A 25,615-nucleotide genomic window follows, 5' to 3' on the forward strand; every position below is an offset into this window, starting at 1 on the left:
GCACACCGTTGACGTCCGCGGGACCGGGGCGTGAGCAACGGGACGCGCCCGGTCCGCCCGGGGGACCGGGCGGACTCAGGCGGTCCGGCGGCCGGTCAGGCCAGCCGCTGCCGGACCTCGGCCACCAGCGCGCCGATCGCGACCGGCTGCTGCTCACCGGACTCCATGTCCTTGAGCTGGACGACGCCCTCGGCCAGATCCCGCTCGCCCGCGACGATCGTGAACCGCGCGCCCGAGCGGTTCGCGCTCTTCATCGCACCCTTGAGACCGCGGTTGCCGTACGCGAAGTCCGCCGCCACACCGGAGCGGCGCAGCTCGGTGACGATCCCGAAGAGCACTCGCCGGGCCTCCTCGCCGAGCGGTACCGCGAAGACGCTGGTGGTGGCGGGGAGTGCGAGCTCGATGCCCTCCGCCTCCAGGGCGAGCACCGTGCGGTCCACACCGAGCGCCCAGCCCACCGACGGGAGCGACGGGCCGCCGATCATCTCGGAGAGGCCGTCGTAGCGGCCGCCGCCGCCCACCGCGGACTGCGAGCCGAGCCCGTCGTGGACGAACTCGAAGGTGGTGCGGGTGTAGTAGTCGAGACCACGGACGAGCTTCTCGTCGTCCTCGTACGCCACACCTTCCGCGGAGAGCAGGTCGCGCACCTGCTCGTGGTACGCCTTGCAGGCGTCGCACAGGTAGTCGCGCAGCACCGGGACGCCCGTCAGCTGCTTCTGGACCTCGGGCCGCTTGTCGTCGAGGACCCGGAGCGGGTTGATCTCGATCCGGCGCCGGGTGTCCTCGTCCAGGTCGAGCTCGCGCAGGAAGCCCTGGAGCGCGTCCCGGTAGACCGGGCGGCACTCCTTGTCGCCCAGCGAGTTGAGCAGGATGCGGAAGTTCCGCAGGCCCAGTGCGCGGTACGCCTGGTCGGCCAGGATGATGAGCTCGGCGTCCAGCGCCGGGTCCTCGGCGCCGATCGCCTCCGCACCGACCTGCGAGAAGTGCCGGTAGCGGCCCTTCTGCGGGCGCTCGTAGCGGTAGTACGAGCCGGAGTACCAGAGCTTCACGGGCAGGTTGCCGAGCTTGTGGAGGTTGGCCTCCAGCGCGGCGCGCAGCACGGACGCGGTGCCCTCGGGGCGCAGGGCCAGCTGGGAGCCGCCCTTGGTGGTGAGGGTGTACATCTCCTTGGTCACGATGTCGGTGGACTCACCGACACCGCGCGAGAAGAGGGCGACGTCCTCGAAGCCGGGCGTCTCGATGTAGCCGTAGCCGGAGTTCTTCAGGGGCGCGGCGATCGCGTCGCGCACCGCGAGGTACGTCGCGGAGTCGGGCGGGGTCAGGTCGTACGTGCCCTTGGGGGCCTTGAAGGTGCTCACGGAGTTTCTCTCGTCACATTCCTCGTCGCGGCGCGTCCATACCGTGCAGGTAGGGATTCGAGGCGCGCTCGCGGCCGATGGTCGTCTGGGGGCCGTGGCCGGACAGCACCACGGTCGAGTCGTCGAGCGGCAGGCACACACGGGCCAGCGACTCGAGCAGCTCGGTGTGGTCGCCGCCGGGCAGGTCGGTGCGTCCGACGGAGCCGGCGAAGAGCAGGTCGCCCGAGAAGAGGATCTGCGGAACGTCCGCGGCCTCGGGCATCCTGAACGTCACCGACCCCTTGGTATGGCCGGGTGCGTGGGCGACGCCGAACTCCAGACCGGCCAGTTTCAGCAGGGAGCCGTCGCTCAGCTCCTTGACGTCGTCCGGCTCCCCCACGGTCAGCTCGCCCATGAGCGGCATCCCGATGGAGCGTCCGAGGGCCTTCTCCGGATCGCTCATCATGTAGCGGTCCTGCGGATGGATCCAGGCAGGGACGTCGTGCGCGCCGCACACCGGGACCACCGAGGCGACATGGTCGATGTGGCCGTGCGTCAGTATGACGGCGACGGGCTTCAGCCGATGTTTTCTCACCGCGTCCTCGACACCCTGCGTGGCCTGGTGGCCCGGGTCGATGATCACGCACTCCTCGCCTGCGGCCGGGGCGACCAGATAACAGTTGGTCCCCCAGGCCCCGGCGGGGAACCCGGCAATGAGCACGATCGTCCTTAGTGGTCGTCCGACGTCTGGATGGCGACTGAGAAGGTCGCGGCAGTTCAGAGCCTACCGGCGCTCCTCATTCCACAGCTAACCCATATACGGTACGGGGCAACCCAGGCCCCATCGACCTACAAGGAGATCACCCGGTGGTCAGCAGCGATCAGCGGCGGCGGCAGCTCGCCCGGGAGAAGTTCGAGCGGCAGCAGCAGCGCCGGGAGGAGGCCCGCCGCAGGACGAGGCGCCTGACGGTCGCCATCGCGTCCGTGGTGGCCGTGGCGGCCATCGTCGGGGTGGGGACGTATCTCGCGCTCGACGGCGACGACGGCAAGAAGGACAAGGCCGATGCGGCGGCGAGCCCGTCGGCGAGCGAGAGCGCGTCGGAGCCGGCGATGAAGATCGACCAGAAGGGGAAGTACACGATGTCGCTCAAGACGAGCCAGGGCGACATCGGGTTCACGATGGACGCGGCGAAGACGCCGCACACCACGAACTCCTTCAAGTCGCTGGCCGACAAGGGTTTCTTCGACGGTACGAAGTGTCACCGGCTGACCACACAGGGCATCTTCGTCCTGCAGTGCGGTGACCCCCAGGGCGACGGCACGGGCGGTCCCGGCTACACGATCCCGGACGAGAACCTGACCGCGCTCGGCAAGGCGGGCGAGAGCGGCACGGTGACCTACCCGGCGGGCACGGTGGCCATGGCGAACACCGGTCAGGAGCACACCGGCGGCAGCCAGTTCTTCCTGGTGTACAAGGACAGCGAACTGCCGCCTTCCTACACTCCGTTCGGCACGATGGACGCCGACTCGCTGAAGACGATCAAGAAGATCGGTGCGGCGGGTGTGGACGGCGGAGCGACCGACGGTGCGCCGAAGAAGGCCGTCGAGATCTCGAAGGCCACCGTCGACAAGTCGTGATGCCGCCTGGCGGGCCGCTGCGGGCCGGACCGGCGGTGACGACGAGGCGCGGGCCGGATTATTTTCGGCCGCGCTGAGTGCGGACAGCCGGGCGGCCGGTCGCCTAGATTGGCGTTGTGCAGGGCGGGCGCGGCCCGCCCCAGGAAACTGTGGACGATGCCAGGGGGGCGAACCCCCTCGCAGGCATCAGGTGGAGGAGGCGCTGTGAGCAGCGACCCGTGGGGCCGTGTCGATGAGACGGGCACCGTGTACGTGCGGACAGCCGATGGCGAGCAGGTCGTCGGATCGTGGCAGGCGGGTTCCCCCGAGGAGGCCCTGGCCTACTTCGAGCGCAAGTACGAGGGCATGGTGGTCGAGATCGGCCTCCTCGAACGTCGGGTGAAGACCACCGACCTGTCGGCGAAGGACGCCACGACCGCCATCGAGCATCTGCGGCAGCAGGTGGACGAGCATCACGCCGTCGGCGACCTCGACGCGCTGCGCAAGCGACTCGACGCGCTGGTCGCGGCGGTCGACTCGCGGCGCGAGGAGCGCAAGGCCCAGAAGGCGAAGCAGACCGACGAGGCGAAGCAGGCCAAGGAGGAGCTGGTCACCGAGGCCGAGGAACTGGCGCAGAGCGAGCAGTGGCGCTCCGCGGGCGAGCGGCTCCGCGCGCTCGTCGACACGTGGAAGGGCCTGCCCCGGCTCGACCGCAAGTCCGACGACGAGCTGTGGCACCGCTTCTCGCATGCCCGCTCGGTGTTCTCCAAGCGCCGCAAGGCCCACTTCGCCTCGCTGGACGCCCAGCGCGAGGAGGCCCGCAAGGTCAAGGAGAAGCTGGTCGTCGAGGCCGAGTCGCTGTCCCGCTCCACGGACTGGGGAGCGACGGCCGCCCGCTATCGCGACCTGATGACGGAGTGGAAAGCGGCGGGCCGCGCTCAGCGCGAGGCCGAGGACGAACTGTGGGAGCGTTTCCGCGGTGCTCAGGACGTCTTCTTCGCCGCCCGCGGCGAGGTCTTCGCGGAGCGGGACGCGGAGCAGGGCGAGAACCTCAAGCTCAAGGAGGAACTCGCGGTCGAGGCCGAGAAGCTGGTGCCGGTGCAGGATCTGAAGGCGGCCAGGGCCGCGTTCCGGTCCATCAACGAGCGCTGGGAGGCCATCGGCCATGTGCCGCGTGACGCCCGCCCGAAGGTCGAGGGGCGGATGCACGCGGTGGAGCGGGCGCTCCAGGAGGCCGAGGAGGCGGAGTGGCGCCGGACGAACCCGGAGGCGCGTGCGCGCGCCGCGGGTCTGACCGGTCAGCTCCAGGCGGCCGTGGACAAGCTGCGTACGCAGATCGACGCCGCCCGCGCCTCGGGCAACAACGCCCGGGCCGACAAGCTGGCGAAGGAGCTCGAGGGCAGGCAGGCGCTGCTGGACCAGGCGCTGAAGGGCCTGGAGGAGTTCGGCGGCTGAGCACCGCGGGCCGGTCGGCACTGAGCCGGCCGGCCTGGGACAGGGCCCCCTGTACGTGTCCTGAGGACACGTACAGGGGGCCCTGTCCCTGTACGGGAGCCCGCGGTCAGGGCCTGCGGGCGGAGGTGACGCGGTAGACGTCGTAGACGCCCTCCACGCCCCGTACCGCCTTCAGCACGTGCCCGAGGTGCTTCGGGTCGCCCATCTCGAAGGTGAAGCGCGAGGTGGCCACCCGGTCCCGGGAGGTCTGGACGGCCGCCGACAGGATGTTGACGTGCTGGTCGGACAGGACCCGGGTGACGTCCGAGAGGAGCCGCGACCGGTCCAGCGCCTCGACCTGGATGGCGACCAGGAAGACCGAGGACTGGGTCGGCGCCCACTCGACCTCCAGGATCCGCTCCGGCTGCTGCGACAACGAGTCGACGTTGACGCAGTCCGCCCGGTGCACGGAGACGCCGCTGCCGCGGGTGACGAAGCCGATGATCGGGTCTCCGGGAACGGGTGTGCAACAGCGGGCCAGTTTGACCCACACGTCCTCGACACCCTTGACGACGACCCCCGGATCGGCGTTGGACCGGCGCTTGTGGCGGCCACGGGAGGGCGGCGCGCTCTCCGCGAGGTCCTCCTTGGCCGCGTCCTCGCCGCCGAGCGCCTGGACGAGCTTCTGCACCACACCGGCCGCGGCGACATGGCCCTCGCCGACCGCCGCGTAGAGCGACGAGATGTCCGGGTAGCGCATTTCATGGGCGAGGGTGACCAGGGAATCACCGGTCAGGATGCGCTGGATCGGCAGATTCTGCTTGCGCATGGCGCGGGCGATGGCGTCCTTGCCCTGCTCGATCGCCTCGTCCCGGCGTTCCTTGGAGAACCAGGCACGGATCTTGTTGCGGGCGCGGGGCGACTTGACGAAGCCCAGCCAGTCCCGGGAAGGTCCGGCGCCGGCCGCCTTGGAGGTGAAGACCTCCACCAGGTCGCCGTTGTCGAGCGTGGATTCGAGCGGTACGAGCCGGCCGTTGACCCGTGCCCCTATGGTCCGGTGGCCGACCTCCGTGTGCACGGCGTACGCGAAGTCGACCGGCGTCGCACCCGCGGGCAGCGCTATGACATCGCCCTTGGGCGTGAAGACGAAGACCTCGTTGCGGGAGAGGTCGAAGCGCAGCGACTCCAGGAACTCGCTGGGGTCCTCGGTCTCCTTCTGCCAGTCCAGGAGCTGGCGCAGCCACGCCATGTCGTTGACCGTGTCCTGGCGCCCGCCCTTGCCGGGGGCCTTGGGCACGTCGGTGCGCACCTTGGACGCGCCGGCGACGGCTTCCTGCTTGTACTTCCAGTGCGCGGCAATGCCGTACTCGGCACGGCGGTGCATGTCGAACGTTCGGATCTGCAGCTCGACGGGCTTGCCGCTGGGACCGATCACCGTGGTGTGCAGCGACTGGTACATGTTGAACTTGGGCATCGCGATGTAGTCCTTGAACCGGCCGGGGACCGGATTCCATCGCGCGTGGACGGTGCCGAGCGCCGCGTAGCAGTCGCGGACGGTGTCGACGAGGACCCGGATGCCCACCAGGTCGTAGATCTCGGCGAAGTCCCGGCCCCGCACGATCATCTTCTGGTAGACGCTGTAGTAGTGCTTCGGCCGGCCGGTGACGGTGGCCTTGATCCGGGCGGCGCGCAGGTCGGATTGGACCTCGTCGGTCACTATGGCGAGGTATTCGTCGCGCTTGGGCGCCCGCTCGGCGACGAGGCGGACGATCTCGTCGTACATCTTGGGGTAGAGGATCGCGAAGGCGAGGTCCTCGAGTTCCCACTTGATGGTGTTCATGCCCAGCCGGTGTGCCAGCGGGGCGTAGATCTCCAGCGTCTCGCGGGCCTTCTTCTCCTGCTTCTCCCGCTTGAGGTAGCGCATGGTGCGCATGTTGTGCAGCCGGTCGGCGAGCTTGATGACGAGGACCCTGGGGTCCTTGGCCATGGCGACGACCATCTTGCGTACGGTCTCGGCCTGTGCGGCCTCGCCGAACTTGACCTTGTCCAGCTTGGTGACACCGTCGACGAGCAGGGCCACCTGGTCGCCGAAGTCCCGGCGCAGGGTGTCCAGGCCGTACTCGGTGTCCTCGACCGTGTCATGCAGCAGTCCGGCCATCAGTGTCGCCGGGTCCATGCCGAGCTCGGCGAGGATGGTGGTGACGGCGAGCGGGTGCGTGATGTACGGGTCGCCGCTCTTGCGCTTCTGGCCGCGGTGCCAGCGCTCGGCGACCTGGTAGGCGCGCTCGATCTGACGCAGCGTGGCGGTCTCGATCTTGGTGTCGTTGCTGCGGACGATGCGCAGCAAGGGTTCGAGCACCGGGTTGTACGGGCTGGAGCGCTGCACACCGAGCCGGGCGAGCCTCGCCCTCACCCGGTTGGAGGAGCCACCGGAGCGGGTCCCGGAAGCGGACGGGGCGACCGGCCTGGCGGCGGGCTTCGCCGGAGGCTTCGGCGTGGACGCGGCCGGGGAGGCGGGTTGGGCCGGCTGGGCGGGTGAAGCGGGAGCGGACCCCGGCGCCGCAGCCCTCCGCTCCGGCCCCGTGACGGGCTCGGGGGCTGGGGGCTTCGGCTTCTCCGCGGCCTGCTTCTTCCCGGGCACGGCTGGGGCCGCCACCGGCTTCTCGGGCTGCGGGGCGGCGACTGGCTGGGCCTCGTCTGGCAAGAGCGCTCCTCGTGCGGTTCCGGGTACCCGGGAAGGCCATCGTATCGACCCGGTGGCCGAGCCTCCCCCGGGGACCACGAGAGCTCTCACAACGCAGAACGGGCACCCGATTGTTCCCGGGTGCCCGTCCGACGCGCGCGATCCGTTGCCACGCGCGGTCCGTCACTGCTCAGACCGTGATCAGAACCTCCAGCGGAGCCCCCTGGAGCCCCTGCTCCAGACGGGCGCGTCCGGGCAGGAAGCCGAGCTCCATGAGGACCGCGACGCCCGCCACCTCGGCACCGGACCGCCGGATCAGCTCCAGCGTTGCCTCGGCGGTGCCACCCGTCGCCAGGATGTCGTCGATGACCATGATCCGGTCACCGGCGGTCACGTCCTCCGCGTGGATCTCGATCTCGGCGGTGCCGTACTCCAGCGCGTACGCCTGGCTGAGCGTGGCTCCGGGCAGCTTGCCCGCCTTGCGGACGGGTACGAAGCCGAGCCCGGCCCGGACCGCGACCGGCGCGGCCAGGATGAAACCGCGCGCCTCGAGGCCGGCGATCTTCGTGGCGCCGTGCCGTACGCACAGCTCCGCGAGGGTGTCGGTGAGGGCCGCGAATGCCGTCGGGTCCGCAAGCAGGGGGGTGATGTCCTTGAACAGCACGCCCGGCTTGGGGTAGTCCGGCACGTCGCGGATCCGGCTGAGCAGGAGCTCGCGCGTGGTCTGAGTGGTGTGACTGGTCATCAGCGCTTTCCCGAGGTGTTGCGGCCGTGGCCCCTGGGGGGCTGCTGGCGCTGCCCGACGACCGCGGCGGCGGGTGCGTCCGCGGGGAGGTCGTCGTCCTGGGACTCGTCCTGTGCGGACTCGCCCTTGGCAGCGGCCGCCGCGCGCTTGGCGAGCACCCGCTTCTTCAGGGCCTTCATCTGCGGATCGGTCTCCTTGAGGTCGGCGACCAGCGGAGTGGCGATGAAGATCGAGGAGTACGCACCGGCCGCGAGGCCGACGAAGAGCGCCAGCGAGATGTCGTTCAGCATGCCGGCGCCGAGGACGCCGCCACCGATGAACAGCAGACCGGCGACCGGCAGCAGCGCCACGACGGTGGTGTTGATGGAACGCACCAGCGTGCCGTTGATGGAGCGGTTGGCGATGTCGCTGTAGGTCCACCGGGTCTGCTTGGTGATCCCCTTCGTGCCCTCCTTGAGGCTGTCGAAGACGACGACCGTGTCGTAGAGGGAGTAACCGAGGATGGTCAGCAGACCGATCACGGTGCCCGGGGTGACCTCGAAGCCGACCAGGGCGTAGATGCCGACCGTGATGGTGATGTCGTGGATCAGCGCGACCAGGGCCGCGATGGCCATGCGCCACTCGAAGGCGATGGCCAGGTAGATCACGACCAGGACCATGAAGATGCCGAGGCCCGTCCAGGCCTTGTTGGCGATCTGCTCACCCCAGCTGGGGCCGACCAGGTCTGCGGCGATCTTCTCCATCGGGACGTCGAGGTCCTGGGCGAGCCGCTCCTTGATCTGGTCGGACTTCGCGGTGTCGACCTCGGTGATCTGGACGCGCAGACCGCCGTTGCCGAGCTTCTGGACGATCGCCTGGTGACCGGACGCCTCGGTGGCCAGGTCCTCCGCCTGGGCCACGGTGACGCTGGTCTTCGGGGTGGTGAAGACCGCGCCGCCCTTGAACTCGATGCCCATGTTCAGGCCGCTGACCGCCAGGCCGACGATGGCCGTGATGGTGATCAGGATCGAGATCCCGTACCAGATCTTGCGCTTGCCGATGAAGTCGTAGCCGACCTCGCCGCGGTAGAGACGGGCGCCGAGAGTGCCGAGTCGCGACATCTCACGCCTCCTTCGGGTCAGTGGGGGCGTTGACACGACGCGAGCGGCGCAGCGGCGGCTTGGCACCGAGCCGCCTCGGGTCCAGTCCGGACCACGGGTGGCCATCGGCGAAGAACTTCTTCCGCGCCATCAGCGTCATCACGGGCTTGGTGAAGAGGAACACCACGACCACGTCGAGCAGGGTGGTGAGGCCGAGCGTGAAGGCGAAGCCCTGGACCTTGCCGACGGTGACGACGAAGAGCACCGCTGCGGCGAGGAACGACACGAAGTCGGAGACCAGGATGGTGCGCCGGGCGCGCGGCCAGGCCCGCTCCACGGCCGGGCGGAGCGTCCGGCCCTCGCGGATCTCGTCGCGGATTCTCTCGAAGTACACGATGAAGGAGTCCGCGGTGATACCGATGGCCACGATGGCTCCGCAGACCGCCGGGAGGTTCAGCGCGAAGCCGATGGCCGGGCCGAGCAGCGACATGAGCGTGTAGGTCAGGATGCCGGAGACCAGCAGGCTGAGGAGCGCGATGAACGCCAGTCCGCGGTAGTAGGCCACCAGGTAGATGACCACCAGGGCCAGACCGATGGCACCGGCGATCAGACCGGCCCGCAGCTGCTCGCCGCCGAGGGCGGCGGTGACGGTGGTGACGCTCGACTCGTGGAAGGAGAGCGGGAGCGCACCGTAGGAGAGCACGTTGGCCAGGTCCTCGGCGGACTGCTGGGTGAAGCTGCCGGAGATCTCGGCGCTGCCGCTGAGCGTCGTGTTCACCTGGGGCGCGGAGACGACCTCACCGTCGAGCGCGATCGCGAACTGGTTCTGCGGGGACTGCTGCGCGGAGAGCTTCTTGGTGATCGTCTGGAACTGCTTGGACCCCTTCTTGGTGAAGTCCATCTGGACGATCCACATGCCGCGCTGCTGGTCGAAGGCGGCCTTGGCACTGTCGACCTCGGTGCCGGACACCTCGGACGGGCCGAGGATGTACTTGGCGTCACCCTCCGAGCTGCACGCGACGGCCGAGTCGGTCGGCTTGACGCCCTGGGCGGCCTTGGCGCGGGAGGCCTTGCTGGAGCAGTCGAGCGCCTCGAAACGCTTCTCCAGGTCGGTGGCGGCGGCCTCGTCAGCGGCCGAGGCCGTGGTCGCGGAGGCGGACGGCGTGGCATCGGCCGATGCGCTCGGCGTGGCGTCGGCCTTGAGAGCGTCGGTGACCGCGCGGCCCTGGGTCGTGGCGCTCGCGCTCGGCGTCGCCGACGCCTTCCCGTCGGACGCCGCGGTGCTCGGGCTCGCCGACGGGCTGGCCGAACCGGACGGCGAGGCGCTGGATGCGGGGGTGGGCGTGCCCGCGGCCACGGCCAGCACCGGCCGGAAGTAGAGCTTGGCGGTGGTGCCGACCTGCTCACGGGCCTGGGCGGAGTCCGTGCCCTTGGGGATGTTGACGATGATGTTGCGATCGCCCTGGGTCTGGACCTCGGCCTCGGAGACACCGAGACCGTTGACACGGCGCTCCATGATCTCGACCGCGGTGTCCATGTTGGTCTTGTTGATCGCGCTTTCCTGGCCCGGCTCGCTCTTCGCCGTGAGCGTGATGGACGTACCGCCCGCAAGGTCGATACCCAGCCGTGGGGTCGGCTGGTCAGCCAGGAACATCCCGCCGGTGAGCGCGACCAGGGCGATCAGGATCAGAGCCAGGGAACGCCCCGGCCTGCCCTGACCGCCGGCCGGCCCTCGGCTCTTCTTCGGTGCTGCCACCTTCTCGTTTCTCCCTGTCCAACCGCCCCGCGCCGGGTACGCGCCCGAGCGGCCACGAAGTGTAGTGGGGACCCGCCCCCGCGGAAGATCGCACGGTCCGGGGAGTGCCGGATGCCTGTGGGCCTGCGGCACTCCCCGGGTCGCGGACTACTTCTCGTCGGCCTCGCCGTCGGCCTTGCCCTCGGACTTCTTGTCGGAAGCGGAGTCGTCGGGCCCGGCCTTCTTGTCCAGGTCGATCTTGGACTCGTCCGAGGTGTCCTCGTCGGCGTCCGTCCCGGTCAGCGAGGAGGCGTCGTCCGGCACGACCGCACCGTCGAGGTCGAGGGCGTCATCGTCGTCGCCGTGGACGATGCGGTTGTACTCCGCGTCGTCGAGGACGGCTCCGATGGCGTTCTTGGCGTAGACGGCGTGGACGCCGGGCGCGATCTCAAGGAGCACCGTATCGTCGTGAAGCTCCTTGACGGTGGCGTACATGCCCCCGATCGTCCGAACGCCGGTGCCGGGCTGCATCTCGTTGCGCATCTGGGCGGCGGCCGCCTGCTTCTTCTTGGCGGACCGCGTCATCAGGAACATGGCCCCGATGAGCACGATGAAGGGGAGGAGAGACACGGGATTCACGGGACGAGTTTCCTTCGCACGACCGCGCTGAAAGACGGCCTGATCTTCGGGGGTGGGCACACCGACCCTGTACGGGCGGCATCGGCGGAGTCTAAGCGAGTCCGCATCGATGGAACAACGCCCGCTGTCGCCCGATCGTTCCTGTACGGGTGAAGCTGTGACGCATCACGCCCCGAAGAGACCCTGTTGTCCCGTTCCGCCGTGCTGAGGTGGCACGAGGCCCAGGTGGGCCCAGGCCGCAGGCGTCGCGACACGCCCTCGCGGCGTCCTGGCCAGCAGTCCTTCCCGCACCAGGAACGGTTCCGCGACCTCCTCGACCGTCTCGCGTTCCTCACCCACGGCCACGGCCAGCGTGGACAGCCCGACGGGGCCACCGCCGAAGAGCTTCAGCAGGGCACCGAGCACCGCCCGGTCCAGCCGGTCGAGGCCGCGGGCGTCGACCTCGTAGACCCCGAGGGCGACGGAGGCGACGGTGCGGTCGATCCGACCGTCAGCCTTGACCTGGGCATAGTCCCTGACGCGGCGCAGCAGCCGGTTGGCGATACGGGGCGTGCCGCGGGAACGCCCGGCGATCTCGGCGGCGCCGCCCGCGTCTATCGCCACGTCGAGGAGGCGGGCGGAGCGGTGGACGACGCGTTCCAGCTCGGCGGGGGCGTAGAACTCCATGTGCCCGGTGAAACCGAAACGGTCGCGCAGCGGGGGCGGCAGGAGTCCGGCCCTGGTGGTGGCGCCCACCAGGGTGAAGGGCGGCAGTTCCAGCGGGATGGCGGTGGCCCCGGGGCCCTTGCCGACGATGACGTCGACCCGGAAGTCCTCCATCGCCATGTAGAGCATCTCCTCGGCGGGCCGCGACATGCGGTGGATCTCGTCGAGGAAGAGAACCTCGCCCTCCTGGAGCGAGGAGAGAATCGCCGCAAGATCACCCGCATGCTGGATGGCGGGGCCCGAGGTGATCCGGATCGGCGCGCCCATCTCGGCCGCGATGATCATGGAGAGGGTGGTCTTACCGAGGCCGGGTGCGCCGGAGAGCAGGACATGGTCGGCGGTGGCGCCGCGGGCCCTGGCCGCCTTGAGGACCAGGTCGAGCTGTTCGCGCACCTTTTCCTGGCCGACGAATTCGTCGAGGTCCTTCGGCCGCAGCGCCGCCTCGACCGCGGTGTCCTCACCGTCCGCGTCGGCGTCGACGAGCCGCTCGTCGAGCCGCTCGTCGGTGTCGGGTCCGGTCTCGTCCCAGTTCATTCAGTCTGTCCCGCCTCGGGTGTTTCGGTGCCGTGCGGTGCCCGGCCCGGCGTCGGGGTCTCCCCCTGGGGGTCGCGCTCCGGTCAGCGAGCTCGGTTGAGGGTCTGCAGCGCGGCGCGCAGCAACTGCGGCACGGGGGCCTGCCCGCCCTCGGCCAGGGCCGCCTCGGCCTGCGGGGCGACGGCGGTGACGGCTTCGTCGGCCTCGCGGGTCGCGTATCCGAGGCCGATCAGGGCGGCCTGGAGCTGATCGCGCCAGGAGGAGGTGACGGCGGTGCCGATGCCCTGCTGACCGATGTGGGCGCCGACCGGCTCGCCGAGCTTGTCCTTCAGTTCGAGGAGGAGTTTCTGCGCGCCCTTCTTGCCGATGCCGGACACGGCGGTGAGGGCCTTCTCGTCGCCGGTGGCCACGGCGAGGCGCAGTGCGTCCGGGCTGTGGGTGGCGAGCATGGCCTGGGCCAGCCGGGGCCCGACGCCGCTGGCGGTCTGGAGCAGTTCGAAGACCTGCCGCTCGTCGTCGTCGGTGAAGCCGTAGAGAGTGAGCGAGTCCTCCCTGACGACGAGGGAGGTGGCGAGTCTGGCCTCCTGGCCGATCCGGAGGCCGGTGAGGGTGTTCGGCGTGCACTGGACGGCCATGCCGATGCCGCCGACCTCGATCACGGCCGTGGTCGGGGCGAGCGCGGCGACGGGGCCGCTGACGAAGGCGATCATCGGGGGACCTTCCGGACGGGAACTACGGGTGTACGGGGGCTGCGCGCGCCCCGGGCCGCGCCGGCTGCCGCCTGCGCCTGCTGGAGGCGGTTGATGGCCGGGGCGCGCCAGATGTGGCAGATGGCGAGCGCGAGGGCATCGGCCGCGTCGGCGGGTTTCGGCGGGGCGTCGAGCCGCAGCAGCCGGGTGACCATGGCACCGACCTGGGCCTTGTCGGCACGGCCGGTGCCGGTGACGGCCGCCTTGACCTCGCTGGGGGTGTGCAGTGCGACCGGTATGCCGCGCCGGGACGCGCAGAGCATGGCGACCGCACTCGCCTGGGCCGTGCCCATCACCGTACGGACGTTGTGCTGGCTGAAGACCCGCTCCACGGCGACGAATTCGGGCCGGTGCGCGTCGAGCCATTCCTCGATGCCGCGCTCGATGGCGACGAGTCGGTGGCCGAGTTCGGCATCGGGCGGGGTACGGACGACCCCGACACCGAGCATCGTCAGAGGCCGGCCGGCCACGCCCTCGACCACGCCGACACCGCACCGGGTCAGCCCCGGGTCGACGCCCAGTACCCGCATGACAGGCCCCCTCCGTACCGATCGGTCAACTGTTCCCGCAGGCTATCGGCTCGCACTGACAATGCGACGGGCCGACGGGGTGTGTCCCCGTCGGCCCGTCGGTGAAAGCTGCGCCGAACGCGGCTCAGGCGTCGACCTTCTCCATGACCTCGTCCGAGACGTCGAAGTTGGCGAAGACGTTCTGCACGTCGTCGCTGTCCTCCAGCGCGTCGATCAGCTTGAAGATCTTGCGCGCGCCCTCCTCGTCCAGCTCGACCTGCATGGTGGGCAGGAAGTTGGCCTCGGCGGAGTCGTAGTCGATGCCTGCCTGCTGGAGTGCGGTACGCACCGCGACCATGTCGGTGGCCTCGCTGACGACCTCATAGCTGTCACCGAGGTCGTTGACCTCCTCGGCGCCCGCGTCGAGCACGGCTCCCAGGACGTCGTCCTCGGTCAGATCACCCTTGGGGACGATCACGACGCCCTTGCGGTTGAAGAGGTACGACACCGAACCCGGGTCGGCCATCGAACCGCCGTTGCGGGTCATCGCGACGCGTACGTCGGACGCGGCCCGGTTGCGGTTGTCGGTGAGGCACTCGATGAGCACCGCGACACCGTTGGGGCCATAACCCTCGTACATGATCGTCTGGTAGTCGACGCCGCCGGCCTCGAGACCGCCACCGCGCTTGACCGCGGAGTCGATGTTCTTGTTCGGTACCGAACTCTTCTTCGCCTTCTGGATCGCGTCCACAAGGGTCGGGTTTCCATCGGGGTCGACACCGCCGGTACGGGCGGCGACCTCGATGTTCTTGATCAGCTTCGCGAAGAGCTTGCCGCGCTTGGCGTCAATCACGGCCTTCTTGTGCTTCGTCGTAGCCCATTTAGAGTGGCCGGACATCTGCCTTCTCCTTCGCGTCACCAAAAACGATTCGAACCCGGGAGATCCTACCGGGATCGAATCAGCCCACTGCGCGCACCATGTCCACGAACAGGGCGTGAACCCGGTGGTCTCCGGTCAGTTCCGGATGGAATGACGTCGCAAGGGCGTTTCTCTGACGTACGGCGACAATGTGACCGCCGTACTCCGCCACCACCTCGGCCTGCGCACCGACCGATTCCACCCACGGGGCGCGGATGAACACTCCCTCGACGGGACCGCCCTCGATGCCCGCGACCTCGACGGCCGCCTCGAAGGACTCGTTCTGCCGCCCGAAGGCATTACGGCGCACGATCATGTCGATCCCGCCGACCGTCTCCTGACCCGAACGGGGATCGAGAATCTTGTCGGCGAGCAGAATCATTCCGGCGCAGGTCCCGTAGACCGGCATTCCGCCGCGTACCCGCTCGCGCAGCGGTTCCAGCATGCCGAACAGCGAGGCGAGCTTGGACATCGTGGTGGACTCCCCACCGGGAATGACCAGCCCGTCGACCTCGGCGAGTTCCTCCGGAAGCCGGACCGGCCTGGCCTGGGCGTCCGCCGAGGCCAGGGCGATCAGGTGTTCCCGGACGTCGCCCTGGAGAGCCAGGACTCCGATCACAGGTGTGTCGCTCATCGGTGCTTACCAGCCACGGTTGGCGTAGCGCTCGGCCTCGGGCAGGGTGTCGCAGTTGATGCCGACCATGGCCTCGCCCAGGTTCCGGGACGCGTCCGCGATGATCTTCGGGTCGTCGTAGAAGGTGGTGGCCTTCACGATGGCGGCGGCACGCTTGGCCGGGTCGCCGGACTTGAAGATGCCGGAGCCGACGAAGACTCCCTCGGCGCCGAGCTGGCGCATGAGCGCGGCGTCGGCGGGGGTCGCGACCCCGCCCGCGGAGAACAGCACGACAGGCAGCTTGCCGAGCTCGGCCACCTCCCTGACCAGCTCGTACGGGGCGCGGAGCTCCTTGGCGGCGGCGTACAGCTCGTTGCTGTCGTAGCCGCGCAGCCGGGCGATCTCGTTCTTGATCTGGCGCAGGTGACGGACCGCCTCGACGACGTTCCCGGTGCCGGCCTCGCCCTTGGAACGGATCATGGCCGCGCCCTCGGCGATGCGGCGCAGGGCCTCCCCCAGGTTGGTGGCGCCGCAGACGAACGGGGTGGTGAAGGCGAACTTGTCGCTGTGGTTGACCTCGTCGGCCGGGGTGAGGACCTCGGACTCGTCGATGTAGTCGACCCCCAGGGACTGCAGGACCTGGGCCTCGACGAAGTGTCCGATGCGCGACTTGGCCATCACCGGGATGGAGACGGCCTCGATGATCTCCTCGATCATGTTCGGATCCGACATTCGGGCCACGCCGCCGTCCTTGCGGATATCGGCCGGCACCCGCTCCAGGGCCATGACGGCCACGGCCCCCGCGTCCTCGGCGATCTTCGCCTGCTCGGCGTCGACGACATCCATGATCACGCCGCCCTTGAGCTGCTCGGCCATGCCGCGCTTGACGCGGGCGGTGCCGGTGGCCGGGGAGTCGGCGGACTGCGGGGTGGTGGGAAGCGTGGACACGGATCGACCTCACTCGAAGAAAAGTGGCCTGGGAGCACGGAAGGTGCAGGCCTGAGCAAACTCTCCGGGACCAGTCCACAGCAAGGGCCAATGAGAGGCCGGTGGATCGTTTTGAGCGGCTGCGGGCCACGCGGTGAACCCGTCCTCCGCCGTGCGGGGCCGCCGGGTCAGCTGCCGGGGCGGTCCGCCAGGGCTGCCGGCGGCTCGTCGTCCATCTCGAAGGCGAGCGGGAACGGAGCGTGCCCGGCCAGCCGGAACCATCGCACCGTGCGGTGGCGGCGCAGCGCACGTGCCGCGCGGACCGCGTCGTTGTGGAACCGCCGGGCCATCGGGACACGGCGGACGGCCGCGGCGAGTTCGGATGCCGCCTCCTCGCCGCCGGGGATCTCCTTCACGGACTCCACCTGCGCCCGCTCGCCGAACACCGCCCGCAGTGCGGTGCTCAGCTCGCTCTCCGCCACCTCGCGGTTCTCCTCCTCCGCCTGGCGGGCGGCGTGCGCGGCCTCGTACAGGACGATGGAGGCGGCCGGGTCCAGAACGCCCGAGGTCGCCAGCTCCTGGGTGACCGAGGCCCGGCGCAGGAGCTGCGCGTCGAGGGCGGCACGGGCCGCGTCGATGCGGGTGTGCAGCCGGTCCAGGCGGCCGGCGGTCCAGCTGAGGTACATACCGATCGCGACGATCGCGACGGCGATCCAGATGAGGGTTTCGATCACGGGCGGCAAGGCTACCGTCGGGGCTCGGCTGCCGTGGCCGCCCGGTCCGGGGTGCCGGGGACGGTGCGGGCGGGTCCGGCCGCACCGTCGGTCCGTCAGTCCCGCGCCAGGCCCCAGCGTGCACGCAGGCCCGTGCGTTCGTCCGCGGCCACCGACGCCGCACCGTCCGTCACCGTTTCGTACACCGCGAGGATGTCCGCGCCGACCGTCGCCCAGTCGAAGCGCCGCACATGGGCGGTTCCCCGCTCGCGCAGCTCGGCGCGCCGTTCCGGGTCGCCGAGCAGCCGGATCGCCGCGGCCGCCAGCGCGTCCGCGTCCTCGTTGGCGAAGAGTTCGCCCGCCGCGCCCTGGTCCAGCACCTGCGCGAACGCGTCCAGGTCACTGGCGAGGACCGGCGCTCCGGCCGACATCGCCTCGACCAGGATGATCCCGAAGCTCTCGCCGCCCGTATTGGGCGCGACGTACACATCGACGCTGCGCAGCAGCCGCGCCTTGTCCTCGTCGCTCACCATGCCGAGGAACTCGACGTGGCCGCGCATCTCCTCGGGCAGCGAGGCGACGGCCTCCTCCTCGTCGCCGCGGCCGGCCACCAGCAGCCTGGTGTCCGGGCGCGCCGCGAGGATCGCGGGCAGCGCCCTGATCAGGACCGGCAGGCCCTTGCGGGGCTCGTCGATGCGGCCGATGAAACCGATCGTGCCGCCCTGCCGTTTCTCGCCGCCGCCCTCGACCGGGCTTCGGGCCTCCTGCGACTGCCACTCGGCCCTGGGCCGGGCCCCGGCGAAGAAGCCGACATCGACCCCGTTCGGGATGACGACCGCGTCGCCGCCCAGGTGTTCGACCAGGGTCCGGCGTGCGTACTCGCTCACCGCGATGCGTGCGCTGATCTTCTCCAGCGCGGGCTGCAGGATCGGGTACGCGGCGATCATGGCCCTGGAGCGCGGGTTGGAGGTGTGGAACGTGGCGACGATCGGCCCCTGCGCCGCCCAGCAGGCGAGCAGCCCCAGCGACGGCGAGGCCGGCTCATGGATGTGGATCACGTCGAAGGTGCCGTCGTGGAGCCAGCGGCGCACCCGGGCGGCCGAGAGGATGCCGAAGTTCAGCCGGGCCACCGAACCGTTGTACGGGACGGGCACGGCCCGGCCCGCCGAGACCACGTAGGGCGGCAGCGGGGTCTCGTCGTCGGCGGGTGCCAGCACCGACACCTCGTGGCCGAGGCGGATCAGGTGTTCGGCCAGGTCCCGGATGTGGAACTGCACACCGCCGGGTACGTCCCAGGAGTACGGGCAGACGATGCCGATCTTCACGGACGGTCCTCCCGCGGCTCCAGATCGTCCGACCACAGTCGTTGCAGCATGTGCCAGTCCTCCGGATGCTCGGCGATTCCGATGGCGAAGGCATCGGCCAGCGCCTGGGTCATCGAGGACGTCTTCTCCCTGCGGCTGCCCGTCCCGGGCACCTCGACCGGTGGGTGGACACGGGCCTTCATCACGGGCGTGTCGTCGTACGCCAGCGTCACCGGCAGCAGCAGCGCACCGGTCTGCTGGGCCAGCAGCGCCGGTCCGGCGGGCATGCGCGCCCTGTCGCCGAAGAACGTCACCTCGACCCCGGAGGCCGACAGGTCACGGTCGGCGACCAGGCACACCAGGCCACCGGCCCGCAGCCGTCGCGCCAGGGTCCCGAAGGCGGCGCCACCGCTGTGCGGCAGGACCTCCATGCCGAGCCCCTCGCGGTAGGCGACGAACCGGTCGTAGAGGCTCTCGGGCCTGAGCCGCTCGGCAACCGTGGTGAAGGGCACCTTGAGATCGGTGGTGACCCAGGCTCCCGCCAGGTCCCAGTTCCCGAGGTGCGGCAGGGCGAGGATGACACCGCGACCGGTGGCCAGCCCGTCGGTCAGCAGGTGCACGTCCGTGACGTCGATCGACGCCTTGATCCGGTCCGGGCTCCAGGTGGGCAGCCGGAACGACTCCATCCAGTAGCGCATGTACGAGCGCATCCCGGCCCGGGAGAGGGCGGCGAGCCGGGCCTCGGAGGCCCCGGGCACCACCCGTGCCAGATTCGCCTCCAGCCGCAGCACCCCCTTGCCGCGCTTCTTCCACGCCTGGTCGGCGATCGTGCGGAAGAGGGACCGGGCGGCCGGCTCGGGGAGTTTCTTGACGGCAGCCCAGCCGAGCCCGTACAGCCCGTCGGCCAGCCGGTCCCGCAGGCCCGAGGAGGCGTCGCCCGGTGCGCCGCTCACTGCGCGGCCCCGCTCCCCCGGTTCGCAGGAGCGGCATCGGCCGCATCGGCCTCGGCGGCCTCACGGCGCACGGTCACGACCCGCTGCACGAGCGTCACCAGGCTGCCCGCGGCGACGATCCACAGCGCAATCGGCAGCAGGACCTGGATCCCGGGGACGCCGAACGCGTGGAGGCCGGCGAGTCCGGCCGCGACCAGCGAGATCACCAGGCGTTCGGCGCGCTCCACGAGGCCGTTGACCGCGACCGGCAGCCCGATCGACTCGCCGCGCGCCTTCGTGTACGAGACCACCTGGCCGCTCGCCAGGCAGAAGATCGCGACGGCGCACAGCGTGTTGTTGTCGCCGTTGCCCGCGTACCAGAGCGCGAAGCCGCCGAAGATCGCCCCGTCGGCGACCCGGTCCAGGGTCGAGTCCAGGAACGCGCCCCAGCGGCTGGAGACACCGGCCTGCCGGGCCATGTTGCCGTCGACGAGGTCGGAGAAGACGAAGATCGTGATGACGATCGTGCCCCAGAAGAACTCCCCCATGGGGAAGAAGACCAGTGCACCTGCCACCACCCCGGCCGTTCCGATCAGAGTGACCGCGTCAGGACTCACGCCGAGGCGGAGCAAGAGTGCGGCGAACGGTGTGAGAACACGCGTGAAAAAGGCACGCGCGTACTTGTTCAGCATGGCCTTCCCGAGGGTCGGTGGGCCGAGCGGCCCCTACGGCCACCGGCTGGCCCATCGTAGTCACGCTTGCCGCACTCCACCGTCCGGGCACCCGGCGCCGCACCGCTCCACGCGACGTGTGGACGCGGCCGGAGCCGAGTGGAAAGCTCGAATTACCGCGGGCGTCGTCGTAGCCGCCGCGGCGGCTCCCCCGTGCCCGCGCACCCCTCTCCCCCCGCATCGCGTCGGATCCTCTCCCCGCTCCGCGCCATCACCTGGGAGGCACGCATCATGGGCGACAAGGCACATGCACACACCGGGGCCGCCGGCAGAGCAACGACGGCCGACCGGCCCTCGTCCGTACGGAATGTGGTGCTGGTCGGCCACAGCGGCTCAGGCAAGACCACCCTCGTCGAGGCCCTCGCACTGACCGCGGGCGCGGTCAACCGGGCCGGCCGGGTCGAGGACGGAGCCACGGTCTCCGACTACGACGAGATCGAACACCGCCAGCAGCGTTCCGTTCAGCTCTCGCTCGTCCCCGTGGAATGGGACGGTCACAAGATCAACCTGCTGGACACCCCGGGATACGCCGATTTCGTCGGAGAGCTCAGAGCCGGTCTGAGGGCCGCCGACGCGGCCCTGTTCGTGGTGTCCGCGGCCCAGGAGCCCGAGGCCGTGGCGGGCACCACCCGTGCCGTGTGGGAGGAGTGCGCCGCCGTCGGCATGCCCCGCGCGATCGTCGTCACGCACCTCGACACCGCGCGCACGTCGTTCGACGAGATGACGCGGATCTGCGGCGAGATCTTCGGCGGCGAGGACCCCGACGCCGTGCTCCCGCTCTACCTTCCCGTGCTCGGGCCCGAAGCCCCTGACGGGCACGCGCCGCTCACCGGGCTCACCGGTCTCCTCACCCAGCGGATCTTCGACTACTCCTCGGGCGAACGGCAGGAGAAGCCGCCCGCCGGCACCCAGCAGACCATGCTCCAGGAGGCCCGCGCCCGGCTCATCGAGGGGATCATCGCCGAGAGCGAGGACGAGACCCTGATGGACCGCTACCTCGGCGGGGCCGGGATCGACGTCCCCACGCTCGTCGACGATCTGGAGCGCGCCGTCGCCCGGGGTTCCTTCCACCCCGTTCTCCCCGCGGCCCCCGCCGCCGATGCCCGCCAGGGCATCGGCACGGTCGAGATCCTGGACCTGATCACCGGCGGCTTCCCCACCCCGCCGGAACGCCCGCTGCCCGACGTCACCCCGCTGCACGGGGCGCCCCGACCGGTACTGACCTGCGCACCGGAGGGTCCGCTCGTCGCGGAGGTCGTCAAGACCGCCTCCGACCCGTACGTCGGCCGGGTCTCGCTCGTACGCGTCTTCTCCGGCACCCTGCGCCCCGACGAAACCGTCCACGTCTTCGGCCACGGCCTCAGCGATCCCGGCCACGAGACACGTCCCTTCCACGAGGCGGAGGTGCGCGTCGGTGCGCTCTCGTCCCCCTTCGGCAAACAGCAGCGCCCCCTCACCGCGTGCATCGCCGGGGATCTGGCCTGCGTCGCGAAACTGGGCAGCGCCGAGACCGGGGACACCCTCTCCACCCAGGACGGGCCGCTGCTGATGGACCCCTGGACCGCACCGGATCCGCTGCTGCCGCTCGCCATCGAGGCGCACAGCAAGGCGGACGAGGACAAGCTCTCCCAGGGACTCGCCCGGCTGGTCGCCGAGGACCCGACCATGCGCCTCGAACAGAACCAGGACACCCGTCAGGTGGTCCTGTGGTGCCTCGGCGAGGCCCACCAGGAGGTGGCGCTCGACCGGCTGCACAACCGCTACGGAGTCCGGGTCGACGCCGTACCGCACAAGGTGTCGCTGCGCGAGACCTTCGCCGCCCCGTCGTCCGGACACGGCCGGCACGTGAAACAGTCCGGCGGCCACGGCCAGTACGCCATCTGTGATGTCGACGTGGAGCCACTGCCGCCGGGTTCGGGCATCGAATTCGTCGACAAGGTGGTCGGCGGGGCGGTGCCGCGCCAGTTCGTCCCGTCCGTCGAGAAGGGGGTGCGCGCCCAGGCCTCCCGGGGCGTGGCGTCCGGACATCCGCTCGTCGATGTGCGCATCACCCTGCGGGACGGAAAGTCCCACTCGGTGGACTCCTCGGACGCGGCGTTCCAGACCGCGGGCGCGCTGGCCCTGCGCGAAGCCGCCGCCGGCACCCGTATCCAGCTCCTCGAACCCGTGGACGAGGTCCAGGTGCTGGTGCCCGACGACTATGTCGGACCGGTGATGAGCGATCTGTCCGGGCGGCGTGGCAGGGTGATCGGTACCGAGCAGTCCGGCCCCGGACGCACCCTCGTACGGGCCGAGGTCCCGGAGCTGGAGATCGGCCGGTACGCGATCGACCTGCGCTCCCTGTCCCACGGCACCGGACGCTTCGACCGGGCGTACGCCCGGCACGAAGCCATGCCTGCGCAACTCGCCGAACGCATCCGCGAGCATCAGGGCGACGGCCTCAACGACACCTGAGCGACCGCGCTGTTCACCCTTGTCCACAAGGGCGAGCAGCGATCGGATCCGGACGATACGCTGTGGTCCCAGCTCAGAAGGTGTGCCGGGCACGGCAGTTGGGAAACAGCCGCAGGAGCAGATGCTTGGCGGGAGTGGGGGCGACAGTGGCCGACAACGGATTCGATTTCTCTCCTGGAGCGCAGATCCCGCTCCAGGGCACGGGCTCACAGGCGGTGGCGACGAACGCCCTCGCCTCCGCCGCGTACCGCGACAGCCCGGTGGAGAAGATCCTTGACGCCAACAGCGAGTGGCACAAGTCAGAGGTGAAAGAGGGCCGTTCCAAACTCTTCAAGTCCGACTACTTCAAGCCGAACCTCGGCGAGGCGTTCTCCCGCGCCGTCCAGGAGCGCATGCTGGGCGGCGCGCGGAAGGCCCTCATCCAGTCCTTCGGCATGGACCCGCAGACCGTCGTCGAGCACTGTCTGTCCGCGACCCGTCTCCGCAGGGCCCGTGACGCCAAACTGACCGCGGTCACCGCCCTGTTCGGCTTCGTCTTCCTGCCCGGCATGATTCTCTGGATCCTCGCGTTCCGGCTGCGCGACGGGCTCGGCAAGACCAAGGACAAGGCCCTCGCGGCCCTGGGCAACGCCCTTCTGCCGATCATCGGCCTCGTGGCCCTGTTCTTCCTGATCAAGCTCCCGCTCACCGGACTCCTCGCCCTCTACGCACGGGCGATGATCGTCGCCCCGGTCATCGGCTGGTTCCTCGCCCGACGGATCGCCGAGTCCTCCGCGAAGGACATGCGCGCCCGGTGGGAGGCCCTGCTCTCCGGTGGCGGGGTCATCGCCAAGATCCCCGAAGCCGTGCCCAAGAACCCCAACGAGACCGCGCGCGAGGCCCTCCGCCAGAGCCTGGAGAAGCTGTCCGCCGAACAGCAGTCCAATGCGGTCTTCTACGCGGGCCCCAAGGGCATCCTCGGCATGGGAACCCGCTGGGGCAGCTGGCAGCTCGCCGAAGAGCTCGCCCCCAAGGAACCCGGCAAGGAATTCCACCAGTTCCGCAGCTGGGACCTGATACGGGCCATCCACGACCAGCTCAAACTGCTGGAGCGCGGCCCGCTGAACACCGGAGGATTCCCCACCCCCTCGGTCACCCACTGGATCGTGTCGCCCATCGGCGAGAACGCCGACTCGGTCTCCCGGCCCGAGGGCGAGGACGTCGCCACCTTCCAGGTCAAGCCGCACGAAATACAGCGGATCTGCAACCACCAGCAGTTCGGCGGCGGCGACCGGCACTATCTGGGCGTCCAGTTCACCCTCTGGGACGGCCAGTTGGTCATCACCATGATGATCACGGTCACGGTGCTCTACGAGACCCTGCGCATCGAAGTCACCGGGCACGCCCTGGGCCCGATCCACTCGCTCTTCACCAGCAAACCGGAGGCCAGGACGAAGACGGTCAACAAGACCGTCCGGTTCTGGGAGACCCGCGACATCACCCTCGCGCTGGTCGAGCCGAGGGAAGTCGTCCGCCTCGCGCTGCGCGCCCCCTTCACCTGGTATCCCCCGCTCCTCGACTACCTGGGCGGAAAGATTGCCCTGCCCGAGCCGTTCGGCCTGCGGCACGCCTGGGCCGAGAAGCCATGGCGTCACCGCTTCATGGCCGACGACGCGATGCGCGCCGCCACCCCTGTCCTGCGCGCCGTGCACAGTGCCGCCCTGAAGGTCCTCGAGGAACACGGCGTCGACACCGAACGCTTCGACAACCGCTCCATGATCGTCAGCGGGCTCGTGCAGGACCCGACCCCGCGCAAGGCCGATCTGTACGACGCGTGAAGCGCGTGAGCCGCCCCGGACGGGGCGGCTCACCTGTCGGCATCGGCTCGGGTCAGTCCACCGGCCAGGCGTCGGCCAGCATCGAGCGGGTATCGGCGAGCAGCTGCGGCAGCACCTTCGTGTGTCCGACCACCGGCATGAAATTGGTGTCCCCGCCCCAGCGCGGCACCAGGTGCTGGTGCAGATGGGCCGCGATCCCGGCCCCGGCCACCGCACCCTGGTTCATCCCGATGTTGAATCCGTGCGCCCCCGAGGCCGCCCGCAGGGCCACCATGGCCCGCTTCGTGAAGTCGGCCAGCTCCATCGTCTCCGGACCGTCCAGCTCGGTGTAGTCCGCGACATGCCGGTACGGGACCACCATCAGGTGCCCGCCGTTGTACGGGTACAGGTTCAGCACGGCGTAGACGTGCTCGCCACGTGCCACGACAAGCCCGTCCTCGTCCGACTTCGACGGGATTCCACAGAACGGACAGCCGTCACCGGCCTCCGGACCGGTCGGCTTGTTCTCACCCTGGATGTACGCCATCCGGTGGGGCGTCCACAGGCGCTGGAACGCGTCGGGCGTCCCCACTCCGATCTGCTGTTCCGGCTCACTCGTCATGGCGTTCAGCATATTGCTTCGCCGGCGGCGGGCGTGTCGCCGGGGGCACGCCCGCCCGCGCACCGCAATGCTGAAGCGATGAGCGACCAGCCCACGGACTCCACCCCGCGGAGGTTCCGGCTCTGGGAGCAGCGCACGGAGGTGCCGCTCTTCGGTGCCTCTCTGCTCTTCCTGGCCGGCTACGCGGTCCGGGTCCTGGCCCCGCAGGACGCGGAGGCGTGGCGCAGCCTCGCCCTCGGGCTCGTCTGCGGCACCTGGGCGGTCTTCGCCGCGGACTACGTCGTACGGCTCCGTCTCAGCGGCCTCGGCCGCCGTTTCGTCCGCGTGCACTGGCTGGACACGCTGGTCCTGCTGCTCCCGCTCCTGCGGCCGCTGCGCCTGATCCGGGTCTACACCGCGGTCCAGCAACGCAGGGAACGGCCGAGGCTGAGCCTGCACGCCCGCGTGATCGCCTATGCCGGTGCGACCGCGCTGCTTCTGGGCTTCTCCGCCTCGCTCGCCGTCTACGACCGGGAGCGCGGGGCCTACGGAGCCTCGATCCGTACCTTCGGCGACGCGGCGTGGTGGGCGTGCGAGACGCTCACGACCGTGGGGTACGGGGACGCGGTGCCGGTCACGACGGGTGGCCGGATCGTGGCGTCGGGCCTGATGGCCTGCGGGCTGGCGCTGCTGGGGGCGGTGACGGGTTCGTTCTCGTCCTGGCTGGTGCAGGTGTTCCGGCGGGAGGACGAGAAGAGGCCCCCGGGGAGCAGGTAGCCGACGCTGCGGGTGTGCGACCCGCAGCGCCGGCACAGAGCTCTCCGAGAGCCTCGCCCCGGCCGTGTCGGACACGGCCGGG

The 25,615-nt window shown here is 70.1% G+C and carries 23 protein-coding genes; 5 read left to right on the forward strand and 18 right to left on the reverse strand.

What is annotated here, in order from left to right; genetic code table 11:
- Window positions 1-95: 95 nt before the first annotated feature.
- The gene (gene hisS, locus AB0L71_RS02575) at window positions 96-1,358 is read right to left on the reverse strand and encodes a histidine--tRNA ligase (RefSeq protein ID WP_365237030.1); all 1,263 of its coding nucleotides are present in this window, start codon (window positions 1,356-1,358) and stop codon (window positions 96-98) included.
- A gap of 13 nt (window positions 1,359-1,371) precedes the next feature.
- The gene (locus AB0L71_RS02580; protein WP_365237031.1) at window positions 1,372-2,058 is read right to left on the reverse strand and encodes an MBL fold metallo-hydrolase; all 687 of its coding nucleotides are present in this window, start codon (window positions 2,056-2,058) and stop codon (window positions 1,372-1,374) included.
- Window positions 2,059-2,204: 146 nt separating this feature from the next.
- Between AB0L71_RS02580 and AB0L71_RS02585 the strand changes: the two genes are divergently transcribed.
- Together AB0L71_RS02585 and AB0L71_RS02590 are read left to right on the forward strand one after the other, a co-directional pair.
- Window positions 2,205-2,975, forward strand: a complete 771-nt coding sequence (locus AB0L71_RS02585; protein WP_365237033.1) for a peptidylprolyl isomerase — start codon at window positions 2,205-2,207, stop codon at window positions 2,973-2,975.
- A 204-nt stretch (window positions 2,976-3,179) separates the two neighbouring features.
- Window positions 3,180-4,409: a DUF349 domain-containing protein gene (locus AB0L71_RS02590; RefSeq protein ID WP_365237035.1), complete on the forward strand. Its 1,230-nt coding sequence runs from the start codon at window positions 3,180-3,182 to the stop codon at window positions 4,407-4,409.
- Between the two features lie 106 nt (window positions 4,410-4,515).
- On the opposite strand, the gene AB0L71_RS02595 is transcribed toward AB0L71_RS02590, so the two are convergent.
- From AB0L71_RS02595 to pgsA, 15 genes are all read right to left on the reverse strand, one after another.
- A complete protein-coding gene (locus tag AB0L71_RS02595; protein WP_365237037.1) occupies window positions 4,516-7,092 on the reverse strand; it encodes a bifunctional (p)ppGpp synthetase/guanosine-3',5'-bis(diphosphate) 3'-pyrophosphohydrolase in 2,577 nt (858 codons plus the stop codon).
- A gap of 169 nt (window positions 7,093-7,261) precedes the next feature.
- Window positions 7,262-7,816, reverse strand: coding sequence for an adenine phosphoribosyltransferase (locus AB0L71_RS02600; protein WP_365237039.1), 555 nt, complete (start codon window positions 7,814-7,816; stop codon window positions 7,262-7,264).
- On the reverse strand, window positions 7,816-8,916 hold the full coding sequence (secF, locus tag AB0L71_RS02605) for a protein translocase subunit SecF (protein WP_365237041.1): 1,101 nt from the start codon (window positions 8,914-8,916) through the stop codon (window positions 7,816-7,818). The genes AB0L71_RS02600 and secF overlap by 1 nt, the downstream gene beginning before the upstream one ends.
- Window position 8,917: 1 nt before the next feature.
- Window positions 8,918-10,651, reverse strand: coding sequence for a protein translocase subunit SecD (gene secD, locus AB0L71_RS02610; protein WP_365237043.1), 1,734 nt, complete (start codon window positions 10,649-10,651; stop codon window positions 8,918-8,920).
- Between the two features lie 147 nt (window positions 10,652-10,798).
- A complete protein-coding gene (gene yajC, locus AB0L71_RS02615) occupies window positions 10,799-11,269 on the reverse strand; it encodes a preprotein translocase subunit YajC (RefSeq protein WP_365237045.1) in 471 nt (156 codons plus the stop codon).
- 165 nt (window positions 11,270-11,434) lie between these two features.
- Window positions 11,435-12,508 (reverse strand): Holliday junction branch migration DNA helicase RuvB, encoded by a 1,074-nt coding sequence (gene ruvB / locus AB0L71_RS02620; RefSeq protein WP_365237047.1) that lies wholly within the window; start codon window positions 12,506-12,508, stop codon window positions 11,435-11,437.
- An 83-nt stretch (window positions 12,509-12,591) separates the two neighbouring features.
- On the reverse strand, window positions 12,592-13,218 hold the full coding sequence (gene ruvA / locus AB0L71_RS02625; protein WP_365237049.1) for a Holliday junction branch migration protein RuvA: 627 nt from the start codon (window positions 13,216-13,218) through the stop codon (window positions 12,592-12,594).
- Complete coding sequence (gene ruvC / locus AB0L71_RS02630; protein WP_365237051.1) at window positions 13,215-13,787, reverse strand: crossover junction endodeoxyribonuclease RuvC; 573 nt, start codon at window positions 13,785-13,787, stop codon at window positions 13,215-13,217. The genes ruvA and ruvC overlap by 4 nt, the downstream gene beginning before the upstream one ends.
- Window positions 13,788-13,911: 124 nt before the next feature.
- Entirely contained in the window at window positions 13,912-14,664 is a 753-nt protein-coding gene (locus tag AB0L71_RS02635) for a YebC/PmpR family DNA-binding transcriptional regulator (RefSeq protein ID WP_365237053.1), read from the reverse strand.
- A gap of 61 nt (window positions 14,665-14,725) precedes the next feature.
- Window positions 14,726-15,319, reverse strand: coding sequence for a pyridoxal 5'-phosphate synthase glutaminase subunit PdxT (pdxT, locus tag AB0L71_RS02640; protein WP_365237055.1), 594 nt, complete (start codon window positions 15,317-15,319; stop codon window positions 14,726-14,728).
- A gap of 6 nt (window positions 15,320-15,325) precedes the next feature.
- Window positions 15,326-16,246, reverse strand: a complete 921-nt coding sequence (gene pdxS / locus AB0L71_RS02645) for a pyridoxal 5'-phosphate synthase lyase subunit PdxS (RefSeq protein WP_365237057.1) — start codon at window positions 16,244-16,246, stop codon at window positions 15,326-15,328.
- Between the two features lie 167 nt (window positions 16,247-16,413).
- Window positions 16,414-16,911, reverse strand: coding sequence for a hypothetical protein (locus tag AB0L71_RS02650; RefSeq protein WP_365237459.1), 498 nt, complete (start codon window positions 16,909-16,911; stop codon window positions 16,414-16,416).
- Between the two features lie 143 nt (window positions 16,912-17,054).
- A complete protein-coding gene (locus AB0L71_RS02655) occupies window positions 17,055-18,263 on the reverse strand; it encodes a glycosyltransferase family 4 protein (protein ID WP_365237058.1) in 1,209 nt (402 codons plus the stop codon).
- Window positions 18,260-19,195, reverse strand: a complete 936-nt coding sequence (locus AB0L71_RS02660) for a phosphatidylinositol mannoside acyltransferase (RefSeq protein ID WP_365237060.1) — start codon at window positions 19,193-19,195, stop codon at window positions 18,260-18,262. Before AB0L71_RS02660 ends, AB0L71_RS02655 begins: the two co-directional genes overlap by 4 nt.
- On the reverse strand, window positions 19,192-19,866 hold the full coding sequence (gene pgsA / locus AB0L71_RS02665; protein ID WP_365237062.1) for a phosphatidylinositol phosphate synthase: 675 nt from the start codon (window positions 19,864-19,866) through the stop codon (window positions 19,192-19,194). Before pgsA ends, AB0L71_RS02660 begins: the two co-directional genes overlap by 4 nt.
- 270 nt (window positions 19,867-20,136) lie before the next feature.
- Here pgsA and AB0L71_RS02670 point away from each other — a divergent pair, with 270 nt between their 5' ends.
- Both AB0L71_RS02670 and AB0L71_RS02675 read left to right on the forward strand, forming a co-directional pair.
- Window positions 20,137-22,359: an elongation factor G-like protein EF-G2 gene (locus AB0L71_RS02670; RefSeq protein WP_365237063.1), complete on the forward strand. Its 2,223-nt coding sequence runs from the start codon at window positions 20,137-20,139 to the stop codon at window positions 22,357-22,359.
- A gap of 146 nt (window positions 22,360-22,505) precedes the next feature.
- Complete coding sequence (locus AB0L71_RS02675; RefSeq protein WP_365237461.1) at window positions 22,506-24,176, forward strand: hypothetical protein; 1,671 nt, start codon at window positions 22,506-22,508, stop codon at window positions 24,174-24,176.
- Window positions 24,177-24,228: 52 nt separating this feature from the next.
- Here AB0L71_RS02675 and AB0L71_RS02680 read toward each other — a convergent pair whose 3' ends face one another.
- Window positions 24,229-24,789, reverse strand: a complete 561-nt coding sequence (locus AB0L71_RS02680) for an HIT domain-containing protein (protein ID WP_365237065.1) — start codon at window positions 24,787-24,789, stop codon at window positions 24,229-24,231.
- A 66-nt stretch (window positions 24,790-24,855) separates the two neighbouring features.
- On the opposite strand from AB0L71_RS02680, the gene AB0L71_RS02685 reads away from it, so the two are divergent.
- Window positions 24,856-25,533, forward strand: a complete 678-nt coding sequence (locus AB0L71_RS02685) for a potassium channel family protein (RefSeq protein WP_365237066.1) — start codon at window positions 24,856-24,858, stop codon at window positions 25,531-25,533.
- Window positions 25,534-25,615 lie beyond the last annotated feature (82 nt).

It is taken from the genome of Streptomyces sp. NPDC052052 (assembly GCF_040680455.1).
In the GTDB taxonomy this organism is placed as follows: Bacteria; Actinomycetota; Actinomycetes; order Streptomycetales; family Streptomycetaceae; genus Streptomyces.